This window comes from Longimicrobium sp., from assembly GCF_036399935.1.
Classification (GTDB): domain Bacteria; phylum Gemmatimonadota; class Gemmatimonadetes; order Longimicrobiales; family Longimicrobiaceae; genus Longimicrobium.
Genome location: NZ_DASWMD010000021.1, coordinates 134,122 through 150,174, shown reverse-complemented (window position 1 = coordinate 150,174; position 16,053 = coordinate 134,122). Strand labels below are relative to the sequence as shown.

The following is a 16,053-nucleotide window of genomic DNA, read 5'->3' as shown; positions in this document are numbered from 1 at the left end:
GTTGACCCGGGGCGGGGGATTGCCTACCTTTGTCGTCCTGATCGCGGGGTGGAGCAGCCTGGTAGCTCGTCGGGCTCATAACCCGAAGGTCGCGGGTTCGAATCCCGCCCCCGCTATTGGACCGGGCCGGTCCTCGTAAAACAGGGCCGGCCCGGTTTCGTCGGCAGGGTAGCTCAGCTGGTTAGAGCGTACGACTCATAATCGTAAGGTCGGGGGTTCGAGCCCCCCCCCTGCTACTGAGGTAAGGAAAGGCCACACAACGGTTTTCGTTGTGTGGCCTTTTTTCATGTCGACGGCTCATCGGAGCCGCGAGCACCAGCCCGAGGCCGGCCTTCGATCTGCCGCTCCCGCCTCCGCGCCGAGCGTTTTCCCTCACTCCCCCGCTCGTCGGGGTTCCGCTCCAGAATCGCCGCGCGCCACATCGTACGGGAGCTGGCGGAGTGCGTTCACAGGCCGAAAGCACCTGCCCCCGCACGCGATGTTGCCATCCGTTGCAGAGGGGATTAGTATCCGACTATTAATGCAAAGTACAGGATCCCTGGCAGCGGCGGCCGGATGGACCTTCCCGAGCGCCCCCACGAGTGCCTTTCGCTCGCCGTCCGGCGCGTGGTGCCCTGCCTCTGCGGCATCACGCTCCTTCACCGTCCATCGTTCGTCCGTATCCCACAGCCCGTACGCAGAGGAAATCAATGTCCAGCGAGTACCAGTCCCAGCTGTGCGATCTGGTCCTCCGGGTCAAGGAGGCGGTGGAGAGCGCGGACGCCGAGCGGCTGCGCGAGGTGTTCACCCCGGACGCGCGCGTCGACGTCAACGGCCGCTTCGCCACCGCCGATGAGATCGTGAAGCACGTCGCAGAGTTCCTGTCGCGGGTGGAGCACCCGCAGCTGGACATCGTGAGCGTCGACGAGAGCGAGATCGGCGAGGCCGGGGGGCTGGCCGCGGTGGGGGTGGAACTCGCCTGGGTGGACCGCCATGCCTGGGAGGAGCACCTGCTGGCCGGCTCGCTGATCTTTCCGCTGGCGGCTGCCGAGCAGGGCTGGCGGGTGCCGGGGCTCACCGCCATCCAGGCGCAGGCGCGCCAGGACGACGCCTTGCCCGGCGCCGGGAGCGTCGCGGCTGCCCAGCCCGAGGCCGAGGCCGCGACTGTGGCGGCCCCCCCCGCGCCGCCGGTCGTGGTTCCGGGGATGAGCGCCGCGAGCCCCGCCGCGGAGTGGCCGCGCCAGCCGCGGCCGCATTTCCGGTCGGTGGAGCTGTTTCACCTCCTGGGAATCTACCAGGCCGTGGTGGCGATCCGGCCGCTGGATGTGGGGAACCGCGAGTTTCTGGAGTCGCTGCTGGCGGACTCGCGGGCGCTGGGGCAGGCGCTGGCCCGGGCACCCGCGCTGCACGGGGAGAACCGCGCCGCGCTGGGTGCGCTGCTGGCCGCCGTCGCGGCGCAGGAGCCCGGCTCGGCGGCCGAGCGGGCGCGGCAGATCCTGGCGGCGGGGGGGCGGCTGGTGCGGCGCGCCCAGGGGCGGAGGCTGCGGCCGGCCAGCGGCGGCGAGCTGGACCCGCTTCCGGCGGACTACGCGCGGCTCACCGTGGTGTTCGGCCCCGGGCTGGGGCTGGGCGACCAGATCATGTACCTGTCGCTCCTTCGCGCGCTGGCCGCGCACGTCCCCTGCGCGGAGATCACCGTCTTCACCCTGTATCCGGGGCTCTGGGCCGAGCTCCTTCCCGCCGCGCGCGAGCGGTCCTACCGGGGCGACCCGCTGCGCCCCTTCCGCTTTCTGCGGCGCGACGGCGCGCCGGGGCGCGAACTGGTGGTGGCCGCGGACTTCGGGCCCAACGACCTGCACCGCCGGGTGGCCCGGCCCTCGCGCGGGCGTGACGTGCTGGAGGTGGCGCTCGGGCCGCGCCGCGCCTGGTTCGCGCGCGCGGGCACCGAGCCCGTGCGCACGGAACAGTGGCCCGCGCCGGCCGCCGGGGGGAACTACGCGCTCGTGGCCGCCATGGCCGGCCGGCTGTGCCCCGCGGGGGCACCCTGGCCGGTGTGGGAGGCCGCGGCGCCCCGGCGCCCCCCCCAGCGCCCCCTGTGCGTGCTGGTGAACCCGCTCTCCTCCAAGCGGTTTCGCTTTGGGCCGGAGCACTGGGCCGCGGTGCTTGCCCGGCTGGACGGCCTGGTAGGCGGTCTGCGGGCGCGGGTGTTTCCCGGGGTTCACCCCGCCAGCCGCGCGGGCGCCATGCAGGTGGTGGAGCTGGCGCGCGCGGCGGGGTGTGTCCAGGTGGCGCCGCTCGACGAGGGCGAGGCGCCGCTCACCCCCGAGGATGGCGTGGCGCGGGTGTGCCGCGCGGCGCGCGAGGCCGATCTCTGCCTGACCGTCGACACCTTCACCGCGCACCTGGTCCCGCTGTTCGGCACCCCGACCGTGACGTTGACCCCCTGGGAGAACCGCGACTTCTGGGCGCCGGCCCCGTGGAACGAGGTGCGGGTGGTGCCCACTCCCGATCCCGCGGCGGTGGAGTCGCTCGCCCAGGCGGCGGCGGCCTCGGTCGGCGGCTGACCTCGTGGCCCCACCGCGGCCTCGTGAGACCTGCCCCTCAGCCCAGGGCGACGCCGGTCTGCCGGGCGACGCGCTCCAGCGCCTCTACCACCGGCCCGATGACGGGGATCCCCTCCCGCCGCCGCACCTGTTCCGTGCGGCGGCTGGGATCACCCGGGATGATGGGGCCCGAGGTGCCCTCGGCGGGGCGGGTCGCCCGGAGCGTGCGGATCCAGTCGTCCACCTGGCGCCCGAACTCCTCCGGATCGGCGAACGCGGCCACCTGGAAGGCGCCGAACAGGTGCCCCACCCCCTTTCCCACGGTCCGCGCCGGCGGCGGCAGGTGCGCGGGGAACGGCGGCGCGAAGGGCCCCCAGCTGGCACCTCCCAGCGGCCCGCAGAGCAGGTCGACCATCGCCCCCAGGCAGTACCCCTTGTGCGCGCCGCGCTCCCGGTCGGACCCCAGCGGAAGGAGTGCGCCTCCGTTCAGCATGGCATGCGGATCGGTGGTCATCCGGCCGTCGCGGTCGATGGCGCACCCTTCCGGGATGGAGGTTCCCTGCCGCGCCGCGTGCTCCACCTTGCCGAAGGCGAATGCGCTGGTGGTGAGGTCGATGACCACCGGCGGCTCCTCGAGCGCGGGGAAGGCGATCGCCAGGGGGTTGGTTCCCAGCATCTTTTCGGCCCCCCACAGCGGCGCCACCTGCGGCGGGGAGTTGGTCATCGCCCAGCCGATCAGGCCCCGGGGCAGCGCCTGCAGCGGGTAGTACTCGCCCGCCCCGAAGTGGTTGCTGTTCCCCACGGCCACCCAGCCGGTCCCCACCCGCTCCGCCTTTTCCAGCGCCAGCTCGTTGGCGCGCGGGCCCACCACCAGCCCCAGCCCGTTGTCTCCGTCCACCGTGGCCGTGGCGGGCGTTTCCCGGACCGTCCGGATGTGCGGGCGCGGGTTGATGCGCCCCTGCGCGAGCATCTCCACGTACTGCGGCAGCCGGGCCACCCCGTGCGTGTCGATGCCGCGCAGGTCCGCGCTGCTCAGCACGGCCGCGGCCAGCTCCGCGTCCTCGGCCGGCACGCCGAACGTCTGCAGCACGCGGGAGGTGAACTCGCGCAGCTGCGCGGCCTCGAACGTCTTTTCCGCCGTCGCGGGCGGGGTCTTCGGCACTGCGGTCACGTTCACTCTCCGTTCTCTCCGGTCCCCCGCCGCCACTCCGGAGCGCCTGGCGAGCCGGCGCGCGGAGCCCCCCCGCTGGCCGGTGGCACGGCGACCGGCCGTGCACCCGTCCGCGGGAGCGGCGCAGGGCGTTGGAGCAAGGTGGAATCACTTTCCAGGACAGCTAATCAATTACAGGACGGCCGGCCATTCGTCAACCGCGCGCCGGCTGGAGCGGGGATCACTGGTCCCCCCGGCGGCGCGAAAGGCGATGCTCTGCGCCCGGGGCCGGCAGCGTTCCGGGCGCGATCCGGATGCGTTCGTCCAGCCAGGCCTGCACGGCCAAAATGTGCCTGGGTCGGCGGAATTCCAGGGCGATCGGCTCACCCCCGGCCCGTCCAGGGCAGCGGAAGGAAGGGGGTCGGGTTGACACGACAGAAACGAATGCGTTAGAGTAGGGAGGACGCGGATTCTGGCGGATCAGGTGAGGATGATTTCCCGTCGCTAGGGCGCGCCGGTTCCCGCCCCCCGAATCCCGTCACGCCGGTCCGTGCACACGTTTATCCGCGAGGACTCACCGGACCCGCCGTGCGACTGCGCCGCGGCGGAGGTGAGCCTCCTCGCGGCGCATCCTCTACATCTACCTATCAACGGAGTCGGTATGGCAACGCTCGAGCCGGAAGTCCTCAAGGTCGCCGCGAGCCAGAGCGCGCTGGAGCTGGAGGGAATCGACCACGTGGAGCTGTACGTGGGCAACGCCTACCAGGCGGCGCACTTCTATCGCACCATGTTCGGGTTCCGCCCCGTGGCGCGAGCGGGGCTGGAGACCGGCGTTCGCGACCGGCTCTCGATCGTGGTGGAGCAGGGCGAGATCCGCCTGGTGCTCACCAGCGGCCTGCACCCCGACTCGCCCATCACCCAGCACGTCGCGGTGCACGGCGACGGGGTGAAGGACGTGGCGTTCCGGGTGGCGGACGTCGAGGGCGCGTATCGCACCGCCGTCTCGCGGGGCGCGGTGCCCGTGGCCGAGCCGCAGGTGCTGCAGAGCGATGCGGGACGGGTGGTGCGGGCCACCATCGGCGGCCCCGGCGCGGGGGTGCACTCGCTGGTGGAGCGCCAGGACTACATGGGGGAGTTCCTTCCTGGCTTCGAGCCCATCGACGACGCGCCGCACACGGTTTCCACGGGGCTGACGGAAGTGGACCACGTGGCCGTGAGCATGGAGCAGGGCGGGCTGGACAACTGGGTCGCCTTCTACAAGGACGTCCTGGGCTTCCACCAGTCGCACCACGAGATGGTGTGGACCAAGAACAGCGCCATGAACAGCAAGGTGGTCGAGGACGCGTCGGGCAAGATCAAGTTCCCCATCCAGGAGCCGGCGGTGAACGGCGGCAAGTCGCAGGTGCAGGAGTACCTGAACTTCAACCATGGCGCCGGCGCGCAGCACGTTGCGTTTCTGACGGACGACGCGGTGGCCACGGTGCGCGCCATCCGCGACAACGGCGTGCACTTTCTGCGCGTTCCCGGCAGCTACTACGACATGCTGGAGGCGCGGGTGGGCGAGGTGGACCCGCCGGTGATGGCGGCGCTGAAGGAGCTGGGGATCCTGGTGGACTCCGACGACGACGGGCGGCTCCTGCAGATCTTCAGCGAGCCGGTCACCTCGCGCCCGACCATGTTCGTGGAGATCATCGAGCGGCAGGGCGCCAAGGGCTTCGGCTCGGGGAACATCAAGGCGCTGTTCGAGGCGGTGGAGCGCGAGCAGGAACTGCGCGGCAACATCTGATGACCGACACCGCTCCTGCCCCCGCCGCCCTGCGGCTGGCGGGGTGGGCCCGGGCCTCGGGAACCTCGGCGCTGCAGACCATGCTCTCGGTGGGCACGCGCCCGGGGACCATCTCCTTTGCCCTGGGCCTTCCCGCGCCGGAGTTCTTTCCCTCGGAGGCGTACGGCCGCGCCGCGGCGGCCGTGCTGGCCGAAGACCCGCGCGCGCTGCAGTACTCCCCGCCCAGCGCGCCGCTGCAGGCGCACGTGGCGGCGCTCATGGCGCAGCGCGGGGTGGCCTGCGCGCCGGAGCAGGTGTTCCTGACCACGGGCGCGCAGCAGGGGATCAGCCTTCTGGCGCGCCTGCTGCTGGAGCCGGGCGGCGAGATCATCACCGACACGCTGTGCTACACGGGCTTTCAGCAGGCGGTGGAGCCGTTCGCCCCGCGGATTCTCACCGTGCCCACCGACCTGGACACGGGAATGGACGTGGACGCGGTGGAGGCGCTGCTGGCGGGCGGCGCGCGCCCGGCCTTCATCTACACCGTCACCGACGGGCACAACCCGCTGGCGGTGAGCATGTCGGCGGAAAAGCGGTTGCGGCTGGTGGAGATCGCTCGCCGCTACGGGGTGCCGGTGGTGGAGGACGACCCGTACGGCTTTCTTGCGTACGACGGCCCCCCGGCGCACCCGCTGCGGGCGCTGGAGCGGGAGTGGGTGTTCTACGTGGGCTCGTTCAGCAAGGTGCTGGCGCCCGCGCTGCGGCTGGGGTGGATCATCGTGCCGCCGGAGCTGGTGCCGCTGCTGGCCATCAGCAAGGAGGCCAGCGACATCAACACCGCCACGCTGGCCCAGCGCGGCGCGGCGCGCTTCTTCGACGGCGGCCACCTCCCCGCGCACCTCGCCATGCTGCGGCGCGAGTACCGCCTGCGCCGCGACACCATGCTGGCCGCGCTGGAAAAGCACTTTCCCGCCGGCACCCGCTGGCGGAAGCCGTCCGCGGGCGTGTTCATCTGGGTGGAGCTGCCGGAGGGGACCGACGCGGGCGAGGTGCTGCGCGTGGCCATCGAGCAGGAGGGGGTGGTCTTCGTCCCCGGCCACGCCTTTGCGGCGGACGGCAGCCGCACCGCCAGCGACTGCATGCGCCTCAACTTTTCCCACAGCACCCCGGACGTAATCGAGGAAGGCATCGCCCGCCTGGGCCGCGCCCTGCGGAGCCTGGCGCCCTGAGCGTACACGTCCAGGGGTGGCCCAGGGGCGTGCGGATGCCATGAAGCGGAGCCGGGGAATCCCGGCTCCGCCTTTCTGTTCTGACGACAGAATCGTTCGGGGAGCAGGGCGAGCCAGGTGGGGCCGGGTACCACCACGGGAGGGGTCCGAAGGCGGGTCGTGGCAGCCCTTCCCGATCGTCCGCGTGAGCCGCGCGCGCGGGGAGCGGATCGGGCCGAGCCCCTGGATCGAGATCGACGCAGGCAGTGCCGGGACACTTTCGTCCAGAGTACCAGCAGGGTGGCGGTTGCGGCGGATTGGATCGGGATGTCGTGCGGTTGCCTGCTCCCGCCACGTCCGGGGCGAGAACCGGTGCCGGCGGTGCACTCGTCCTGCACGCGGCAGCCCCCCGGTGGACGGATCCACCGGGGGGCTGTCGGCTACTTCAAGGATGGCTCGGCTGCCGTGCGGCGAGCGGGCTCGCCGTCGGCGGTCGTTCGTGCCGCTTACTTGACGATGAGCCAGCCCCACATCTGGGCCTCGAAGAAGTGCTTGTTGATGGCGCAGACCACCAGGTACTTGCCCGGCTTCAGGAACTTCAGCTTGATCGTCGGGTTCGGGGCAGCCTGCAGGAACAGCCGGCCCTTGGGGTAGAGCAGGAGGGCTCCCGGGGTGGGCAGGATGTCCTTCGGCTGCACACCGTCGTTGTAGATGGCCAGCCGGTGCCCGAATACGATGTTGAAGGTCACGATCTCGCCCGCGTTCATCACCACGGTGCCCGGATTCATCCGGTCGTTGGCATGCCACGACCCATCGTGCGAATTGGGGTAGGGCGAGCCGGTCTCCGCGTTGCCGAGCCTCATCACGGCGCCCGGCGCCGGCGCGGCCGTGGTCCCCACGGACTGCGTCGACATCACGTCCGAAGTCTCGCCATCCTCCACGAGCGCGAGCACGTCTTCCGGCGTGAACCAGTTCTCTTCTGCGGGCCAGGATTCTTCCGTGGACACGTCCCCTTCGGAGTGCACGGCGCCCGAAGCGGCCAGCGGCGCCGCCGAGTCGGGGGAGCAGTTCGCCAGGAGCGGGGTGACGAGGAGCAGAGCAAGGATACGTCGCAAGGTGACCTCCGGAACAGGAAATAGGTGAGAGCGGAGAGATGGAACGGCGGGCGCGGCGGGTAACCGCGTCCCGCCGCTCTTTGAACATCGCCCTTACGTCACAAATTGTCAAGTACCGGCGCGAGACCCTGGCGGGGGGCCGCCGGGCCCGGGGGCGGGAAGCCCGCGCCGGAGCACCGGCGGCAGGTACTTGCCAGCCTTTCACTTCCCTCCTCGTCCGGCCGGGCCGCCGATTCGCTTCGCGTCGCGGACGGGAAGGCCGCAGCGACGCGTCAGGCGATCTATTCACGCCACCCATGCGCAAATAACGAGGGGAGATGCCGTCGCGGCCCCGCGGCAGGGGGGGGCTGCGCTCGTCCCGGTTCGCGTTCTTGGATGGAAGAGTTCGTGCGCTCCCGTCGTGAATGGGGGACGGTCCGGCGCCGACACGCGTTCCGGCGACGCCCTTTCGGGCCATGGGGGGGAAAGCTGCGCGTTCGTACGTCGGATTGCGTTTTTCGGCGGCGAATAATATTTTTTTCCAGACGAACAAACGACGCTTCCCCGCCCAGTCGAACGTTTCCCGCCCGAGCGCGTGGAACTCCCGGGCGCGTGCGGTTCACGCCGGAAGGGAACGCGAGTCGGCACGGACCTGGGGTCCCGCCGGGCACGTGGGATCCCGCCTTTTTGTCTCAGGCGAGATTTTCGAGGGAAAACAGGCCGTGGGCGTGCTTGCCGGCCGGACGTCCTCCATCACCGCACGCGAACGAGCCCCGGCCATTTTCCCGATGACGAAGGAGAGATCGTGAGCGGTCCCGTGATCAACGCCGACGTGGTGGACGCGCTGGTGCTTCCCCGGCTGGTGTGGCTGCGTCCGAACCTGGTGGGGCTCGTGTTCACGCTGTCGAAGCTGCTCCCCGCGCGCTTCATCATCGGCAGGGCGCGCGAGGAGGGCGAGCTGCGGCCGGGCGGGTTGATCGCCGAGACCAGCTCGGGGACGTTCGGGCTGTCGCTGGCGATGGTGGCCCGCCTGCACGGGCACCCGCTGCAGCTGGTGAGCGACCCTTCCATCGAGCCGCCGCTGCAGCGCCGGCTGGAGGACCTGGGGGCCACCGTCAACATCGTGCGCGACCCGGGCCCCTCCGGTGCCTTCCAGATCGCCCGGCTCGAGCTCCTCGAGCGGATCCTGGCGGAGAATCCTGGCTCGTTCTGCCCCCGCCAGTACACCAACCCGCAGAACCCGGCCAGCTTCGCCCCCTGCGCCGAGCAGCTCGCCCACGCGGCCGGCGCGGTGGACTGCCTGGTGGGCCCGGTGGGCTCCGGCGGGTCGCTCTGCGGGACCGCGTCGTTCCTTCGCCTCCTTTCTCCTGAGCTGAGCGTGGTGGCGGTCGACACGCACCACAGCGTCATCTTCGGCCTGACCGAGGGCCGGCGCACGCTGCGCGGGCTGGGGAACAGCCTGGTGCCCCCCAACGTGGACCACGCGGCGGTAGACCTGGTGCACTGGGTGGGCGCCGCCGAGGCCTACCACGCCACCCGGCGGCTGCACGCGGAGCACGCGGTGTTCATGGGCCCCACCAGCGGCGCGGCGTTCCTGGTGGCCGACTGGTACGCCCGGAACAACCCCGACGCGCTCACCGCCGTGCTCCTCCCCGACGAGGGCTACCGCTACCAGGACACCGTCTACGACGACGCCTGGCTGCAGGAGAAGGGGCTGCGGCTGGATGCGCCCCCCGCCGGGCCGGTGGAGTGGGACCGCCCCCACGACGGCGCCGATGCGTGGTCGTACTTCCGCTGGGGCCGCCGCGACTACGCCGCGGTGATGGGGGCTCCCCCCGAGCGGCTGGAGCTGGCGTCGCTCTGACGGCGCGTGGATCGGCCCCGGCCGACGCACGGTCGTGTCCGGCCCGTGGACCGGCCGTGAAAGAAGGGTCTGCACAGGCGAAGCCCCGAGGCCGCTGCACTGCAGCAGCCGCGGGGGTTCACGTTTCGGGCGTGCCCGCACAGGAGGAACCCCGGACCCTTCGCGCTTCGAGGCCGGTGCTCTCTCGCATGCTCCTTTGCGGCAGAAAAGGCGAATGCGCGTAGTGATTCCGCTAAACGTGGCGGGAACGGTTGACGGCACGGGAGCGGCCGGGTTATCGTTCATTTCCCCACGTTTTTGTGCCATCGCGTAGTTCAAGTCTTCCAGACCCAAGGCCGTGCCGCCAGAGGGAATCGGACGCCTCCCCCGCTTCCGTCACCGAGGCGGTGGTCTGGAAGCCTGTCTGCATTTCGGGCAGGGCCGACCAGCGACTGCCGGGAGTCGTCACGCGAGGTGGCAAGACAAGGGATACTGCGGGGCACATGGGCCCCGCAGTTTCGCGTTCCAGGCGAGATCGTACGATGGGAAACAGCATGGACGCGCTTGCTGGTGAGACGTTCTCCGCACCGCTGCCGGTGACGGTGAGCACGGTCCACTCGGAACCGACGGCGGGCGGCGACGGGCTGCCGCGGGAGCAGGCAGAGTACTGGCGGGAGACGCTGGCCGACGCCCCGGAGCCGCTGGAAGTGCCGGCCGACCGCCCGCGCCCCGCACAGCTGGACTCCGCCGCCGCCCTCGTTCGCCTGGAGCTGGACGAGGAGCTGGGCGCGGCTCTCAGCACGCTCGGAATGCGCCACAGCTCGCACGTCTCCACGGTGCTGCTGGCGGGGTGGGCCGCGGTGCTGGGCCGGCTGTCGGGGCAGGCGGACCTGGTGATCGGGTGCTTCGCGAACGCGCTGCCGGTGCGGGTGGACCTGTCGGGCTCGCCCACGGCCGCGGAGCTGGTGGGCCGGGTGGAGGCGCGGGTGCGGGGGGCGCTGCGGAACCAGGACCTTCCCTTTCAGCGGGTGATGGAGCTCGTGCAGCCGGACGGCGCCGCTCCTTCGGCCACGCCGCTGTTCCGGGTGGGGTTCGCCTGGCGGGACGCGCCCGGGAGCGGCCTGCAGATCGACGCGGAGCCGCGCTCGATGGCCGGGCTCGACCTTTCGCTCGACCTGTGGGAAGAAGGGAGGGGGATCGCGGGACACGTGGTGTTCGCTACAGCGCTGTTCGACCGGGCGACGGTGGAGCGCTACACGGGCTACCTGCGCCGGGTGCTGGCGGGGATGGCGGCGGACGAGACCCGGCCGGTGGACCGGCTGCCGCTGCTCGCGGACGAGGAGCGCCGCCTCGTCGTCGAGGGGTGGAACCGCACCGCGACGCCGTATCCCGCCGAGTGGTACATCCATGAGCAGTTCGAGGCGCAGGCCGCGCGGACGCCGGACGCGGTGGCGGTGGTCCATGAGGACCGGGAGCTGACGTACGGGGAGCTGAACGCCCGCGCCAACCGGCTGGCGCACCACCTGAGGAGCCTGGGCGTGGGCCCCGACGTGCGCGTGGGGATCTGCGTGGAGCGCGAGCCCGAGCTGGTGGTGGCCGTGCTGGGGGTGCTCAAGTCGGGTGGCGCGTACCTGCCGCTGGACCCGGGCTATCCGCGCGAGCGGCTGCTGGACATGGTGCAGGACAGCGCCCCCGTGGTGATGCTGACGCAGGAGGCGCTGGCCGGACGGCTGGCGGCGCTGGACGTGCCCCTGCTGCCGCTGGACGAGGACGCGGGTTGGTGGGACGGCCAACCCGCCACCGATCCGGAGCGCGCCGCGCTGACGCCGGAGCACCTGACGTACGTGATCTACACCTCCGGCTCCACGGGGCGGCCCAAGGGGGTGGAGATGACGCACCGTGGCGCGTCGAACCTGCTGCACTGGTACTTGGGCGCCACCGCGCTCACGGAGCGCGACGCGGTGCTGGTCGTCACCTCGTTCAGCTTCCACCTCACCCAGCGCAACCTGATGGCCCCCCTGTTCGTGGGCGGCCGGGTGCACCTGGCGCGCGAGCCGTTCGAGCCCGGCAGGATCACCGCGCAGATCGTGGCGTCGGGGATCACCATGATGAACCTGACGCCCACGGGCTTCCAGGCGCTGGTGGAGGCGGACGGGGGAAAGGCGATCGGCGGGCTGCGGATCGTGGTGTTCGGCGGGGAGCCGCTGTACCCGCGCCAGCTGGCGCGGGTGCCGGAGCCCCGTCCGGTGTTCCTGAACCCGTACGGCTCCACCGAGGCGACCGGGATCACGGCCCACCACTACGCGCGGGCGGACCTGTCGAGCTACTCGAGCCGCTCCATGCCGCCGGGCTGCCCCATCGCCAACGCCACGATCTACGTGCTGGACGCGGCCGGCGAGCCGGTGCCGGTGGGGGTGACGGGCGAGCTGTACCTGGGCGGCGCCGGGGTGACGCGCGGGTACCGGGCGCTCCCGGGGCAGACGGCGGAGCGCTATCTCCCCGATCCCTTCGGCCGGGTGCCCGGCGCGCGGCTGTACCGCACGGGCGACCTGGGGCGATGGCTGCCGGACGGGACCATCGAGTTCATGGGCCGCGGCGACGCGCAGGTGAAGGTGCGCGGATTCCGCATCGAGCTGGGCGAGATCGAGGCGCGGCTGGCCGAGCATGCGGCGGTGCACGAGACGGTGGTGGTGGCGCGGGCCCGCGAGGGCGAGATGGGCGACCCCCGGCTGGTGGCCTACTACACGGGGGACCGCGCTGCCCCGGCCGCGCTGCGCGCCCACCTGGCCGAGCGGCTGCCGGAGTACATGGTCCCGGCCGCGTTCGTCCACATGGACGCGCTCCCGGTGAACCCCAACGGCAAGCTGGACCGCAAGGCGCTGCCGGAGCCGGAGTTCGGGCCGGACGAGGAGACGTACGTCGCGCCGCGCACCCCCGTGGAAGAGGTGCTGGCGGGGGCCTGGGCCGAGGTGCTGGGCGTGGAGCGGGTGGGGGTGCACGACGCGTTCTTCGAACTGGGCGGGCACTCGCTCCTGGCCACGCGGGTGGTGTCGTGGGTGCGCGAGGTGTTCGGTGTGGAATTGCCGCTGCGCGCGCTCTTCGAGGGACCCACGGTAGCCGAGATGGCGATGCGCGTGGAGGAGATGCGCCGGGCGGGGCTGCCGGTGCTGCCCCCCGTCGTCCCGGTGGACCGCGCAGAGCCGCCGCCGCTGTCGTTCGCACAGGAGCGGCTCTGGTTCCTGGACCAGCTGGAGCCGGGGAGCGCCTTCTACAACCTTCCCTTCGCCCTGCGCCTGCGCGGCCCGCTGGACGTGAACGCGCTGGAGCGGAGCCTGGGCGAGATCGTGCGGCGCCACCAGGCGCTGCGGACGGTGTTCCGGGAGCAGGGCGGCACCGCCCGGCAGGTGGTCGTGCCCTTCGGCGGCTTCGCGGTGACGGTGCAGGACCTGTCCCACCTTCCCGAAGCGGCGCGCGAGGCCCAGGTGCAGCGCGAGCTCGTGGCGGAAACCGCCGAGCGGCCCTTCGATCTCGCGGCGGGCCCGCTCTTCCGGGTGACCCTGCTGCGCCTGGGGGCGGAGGAGCACGTGCTGCTCCTTTCCATGCACCACGTCGTCAGCGACGGGTGGAGCATGGGGGTGCTGTACCGCGAGCTGTCGTCGCTGTACGCGGCGTATCGTGACGGGCGTGAGTCGCCGCTGCCGGAGCTGGCGGTGCAGTACGCCGACTTCGCGGTGTGGCAGCGCGAGCAGCTGGAGGGCGCGGCGCTGGAGCGGCAGCTCTCGTACTGGCGGGAGCGGCTGGCGGGTGCGCCGGAGCTGCTGGAGCTGCCGACCGACCGTCCCCGCCCGGCGGTGCAGACGTACCGGGGCGCGATGGTGCCGGTAGAGCTTTCGCTGGAGCTGGCGGAGCGGCTGCAGGCGCTCGGGCGGAGCGAGGGCGCCACGCTGTACATGACGCTGCTCTCCGCCTTCCAGGTGCTGCTGGGCAAGTACGCCGGGAGCGACGACGTGGTCGTGGGCAGCCCCATCGCGGGGCGGACGCGGAAGGAAACCGAGGCGCTGATCGGTTTCTTCGTCAACACCCTGGTGCTGCGGACCGACCTTTCCGGCGACCCCAGCTTTCGCGAGGTGCTGCGGCGGGCGCGCGAGGTGACGCTGGGCGCGTACGAGAACCAGGAAGTGCCCTTCGAGCGCCTGGTGGCCGAGCTGCAGCCGGAGCGCACCCTGAGCCACGCGCCCCTCTTCCAAGTGCTGCTGACGCTGCAGAACGCCGGCGGCGGCGGCGCGGCGCTGCCGGGCGTGGTGGTGAGCGGCGTGGAAGCCGAGCGCGCGAGCGCCAAGTTCGACCTGTCCCTCGTGCTCACCGCCACTCCGCGCGGGCTGCGGGGCGGAGTGACCTACAGCACCGACCTCTTCGAGCGCGGCACCATCGAGCGGATGATCGGCCACCTGGAGCGGGTGCTGGAGCAGGTGGCCGCCGACGCGGACGTGCGCCTGTCGCGCCTGGCGCTCGCCGGGCCGGAGGAGCGCGACCGGGTGGTCGTGGAGTGGAACCGGACGGAGGCGGAGTATCCGCGAGACGCGAGCATCCACGCGCTGTTCGAGGCGCAGGCGGAGCGCACGCCCGCCGCGGCGGCGCTGGTGTGGGGCACGGAGAAAGTGACGTACCGGGAGCTGGACGTGCGGGCGAACCGGCTGGCGCACCACCTGGCCGGGCTGGGCGTGGGGCGGGAAAGCCGCGTGGGGCTGCGCCTGGAGCGCAGCGTGGACAACGTGGTCGCCACGCTCGCCGTGCTCAAGGCCGGCGGCTGCTGCGTATCCATCGACGCCACCTACCCGGCCGAGCGGATGGAGCTCATGCTGGCCGACAGCGGCGCGCGCGTGCTGCTGAGCGAGGGAGAGATCGACGCCCCGGCCGGTCTCCACGTCGTCCGTCTGGACCAGGTGGCGGAGGTGCTCGCCGCCGGGCAGGACCATCCCCTGTCCACGAACGCGTGGGCGGGGAACCTGGCCTACGTCTTCTACACCAGCGGCAGCACCGGGCGGCCCAAGGGCGTGATGATGGGGCACCGCGAGGTGGTGCAGTACGCCGCGTGCCTTCCCGGGACGATGCCGATCGGCCCCGGCGACCGGGTGGCGCAGGCATCCAACGTGAGCTTCGACGCCGCGGTCTTCGAGATCTGGGGCGCGCTGCTGAACGGGGCCACGCTGGTGGGCATCGAGCGCGACGTCCTCCTTTCCGCGCCGCTGCTGGGGCAGGCGCTGCGCGAGCAGGCGATCACGCACCTGTACCAGACGGCGGCGCTCTTCAACCAGCACGTGCGCGAGCAGGTGGACGTCTACGCCAGCCTGCGCCAGCTGGTGTTCGGCGCCGAGGCCGTGGGGACGGAGAGCGTGCGCCGGACGCTGCGCGAGGGCAAGCCTGCTCGCGTGCTGCACGAGTACGGGCCCACCGAGGCGACCGTGTGGTGCACGCTCGAGGAGGTGGACGAGGTGGCGGACGACGCGCCCACGGTGCTGATCGGGCGGCCGATCCCGAACGCGCGGGCGTACGTCCTCGATCCCGCGGGCGAGCCGCTGCCGGTGAACATCCCCGGCGAGCTGTGCATCGGCGGCGAGGGCGTGGTGCGCGGCTACCTGGGGCGGCCGGGGCTGACGGCGGAGCGCTTCGTCCCCGATCCCTTCGCGGACGCCCCCGGCGCGCGGATGTACCGCACCGGCGACCGTGCGCGCTGGAAGGCCGAGGGGAAGCTGGAGTTCATGGGCCGCCTGGACGACCAGGTGAAGATCCGCGGCTTCCGCATCGAGCCGGGCGAGGTGGAGGCGGCGATCGTGGCGTATCCCGGGGTGAGCGAGGCCCGGGTGATGATGCGCGAGGACCAGCCGGGCGACAAGCGGCTGGTGGCGTACGTCGTCGGGACAGTGGACGTGGACGGGCTGCGCGCGCACCTGCGCCAGGGGCTGCCGGAGTACATGGTGCCGCGGGCCATCGTCGCGCTGGACCGCCTGCCGCTGACCCCGAACGGAAAGGTGGACCGCAAGGCGCTGCCGGCGCCCGAGTACGCGGCTGACGCCGACCGGTACGTGGCGCCGCGCACGCCGGCCGAGGAGGTGCTGGCGGGGATCTGGGCCGAGGTGCTGCGCCTGGAGCGGGTGGGCGTGGAGGAAAGCTTCTTCGAGCTGGGCGGACACTCGCTCCTGGCGATGCGGGTGGTGTCGCGGGTCCGCGAGCTGTGCGGCGTGGAACTGCCGCTGCGGGCGCTCTTCGAGGGACCCACGATCGCGGAGATGGCCAGGCGCGTGGATGCCGTGCAGGCAGAGATGGACGCCGAGCTCGCCCAGGTGGGCTCGGACGAGATGGCGAAGCTGCTCGAGCTCCTCCGCACCTCTCCCGTCACATGACTTCCCCCGTTCCTCGCGCGCTCCGCACTGAGCGGGGCGGTTCGCCGGCCGTGCGGGCGAACGGCCGGCA

Annotated in this window: 7 protein-coding genes and 2 tRNA genes; 7 read left to right on the top strand and 2 right to left on the bottom strand. The window is 72.0% G+C overall.

The genetic code is table 11. From position 1 onward, the window contains the following. Positions 1-42: 42 nt before the first annotated feature. The 3 genes from VGB24_RS07435 to VGB24_RS07425 all read left to right on the top strand — a co-directional run bounded on the left by VGB24_RS07435 (position 43) and on the right by VGB24_RS07425 (position 2,543). A tRNA-Met gene (locus VGB24_RS07435) sits at positions 43-116 on the top strand. Between the two features lie 46 nt (positions 117-162). Beyond that, a tRNA-Met gene (locus tag VGB24_RS07430) sits at positions 163-236 on the top strand. A 453-nt stretch (positions 237-689) separates the two neighbouring features. Continuing rightward, the gene (locus tag VGB24_RS07425; RefSeq protein ID WP_331072308.1) at positions 690-2,543 is read left to right on the top strand and encodes a hypothetical protein; all 1,854 of its coding nucleotides are present in this window, start codon (positions 690-692) and stop codon (positions 2,541-2,543) included. A gap of 37 nt (positions 2,544-2,580) precedes the next feature. On the opposite strand, the gene VGB24_RS07420 is transcribed toward VGB24_RS07425, so the two are convergent. Beyond that, on the bottom strand, positions 2,581-3,699 hold the full coding sequence (locus VGB24_RS07420; protein ID WP_331072307.1) for an Ldh family oxidoreductase: 1,119 nt from the start codon (positions 3,697-3,699) through the stop codon (positions 2,581-2,583). A gap of 634 nt (positions 3,700-4,333) precedes the next feature. Here VGB24_RS07420 and hppD point away from each other — a divergent pair. Together hppD and VGB24_RS07410 are read left to right on the top strand one after the other, a co-directional pair. Then, on the top strand, positions 4,334-5,458 hold the full coding sequence (gene hppD, locus VGB24_RS07415; protein ID WP_331072306.1) for a 4-hydroxyphenylpyruvate dioxygenase: 1,125 nt from the start codon (positions 4,334-4,336) through the stop codon (positions 5,456-5,458). Then, entirely contained in the window at positions 5,458-6,666 is a 1,209-nt protein-coding gene (locus VGB24_RS07410; protein WP_331072305.1) for a PLP-dependent aminotransferase family protein, read from the top strand. Before hppD ends, VGB24_RS07410 begins: the two co-directional genes overlap by 1 nt. Before the next feature lie 485 nt (positions 6,667-7,151). On the opposite strand, the gene VGB24_RS07405 is transcribed toward VGB24_RS07410, so the two are convergent. Then, positions 7,152-7,760, bottom strand: a complete 609-nt coding sequence (locus VGB24_RS07405; RefSeq protein WP_331072304.1) for a hypothetical protein — start codon at positions 7,758-7,760, stop codon at positions 7,152-7,154. A gap of 784 nt (positions 7,761-8,544) precedes the next feature. Here VGB24_RS07405 and VGB24_RS07400 point away from each other — a divergent pair. Continuing rightward, positions 8,545-9,603 (top strand): cysteine synthase family protein, encoded by a 1,059-nt coding sequence (locus tag VGB24_RS07400; protein WP_331072303.1) that lies wholly within the window; start codon positions 8,545-8,547, stop codon positions 9,601-9,603. Between the two features lie 521 nt (positions 9,604-10,124). Continuing rightward, on the top strand, positions 10,125-15,983 hold the full coding sequence (locus VGB24_RS07395) for an amino acid adenylation domain-containing protein (protein ID WP_331072302.1): 5,859 nt from the start codon (positions 10,125-10,127) through the stop codon (positions 15,981-15,983). The last annotated feature ends 70 nt before the right edge of the window (positions 15,984-16,053 follow it).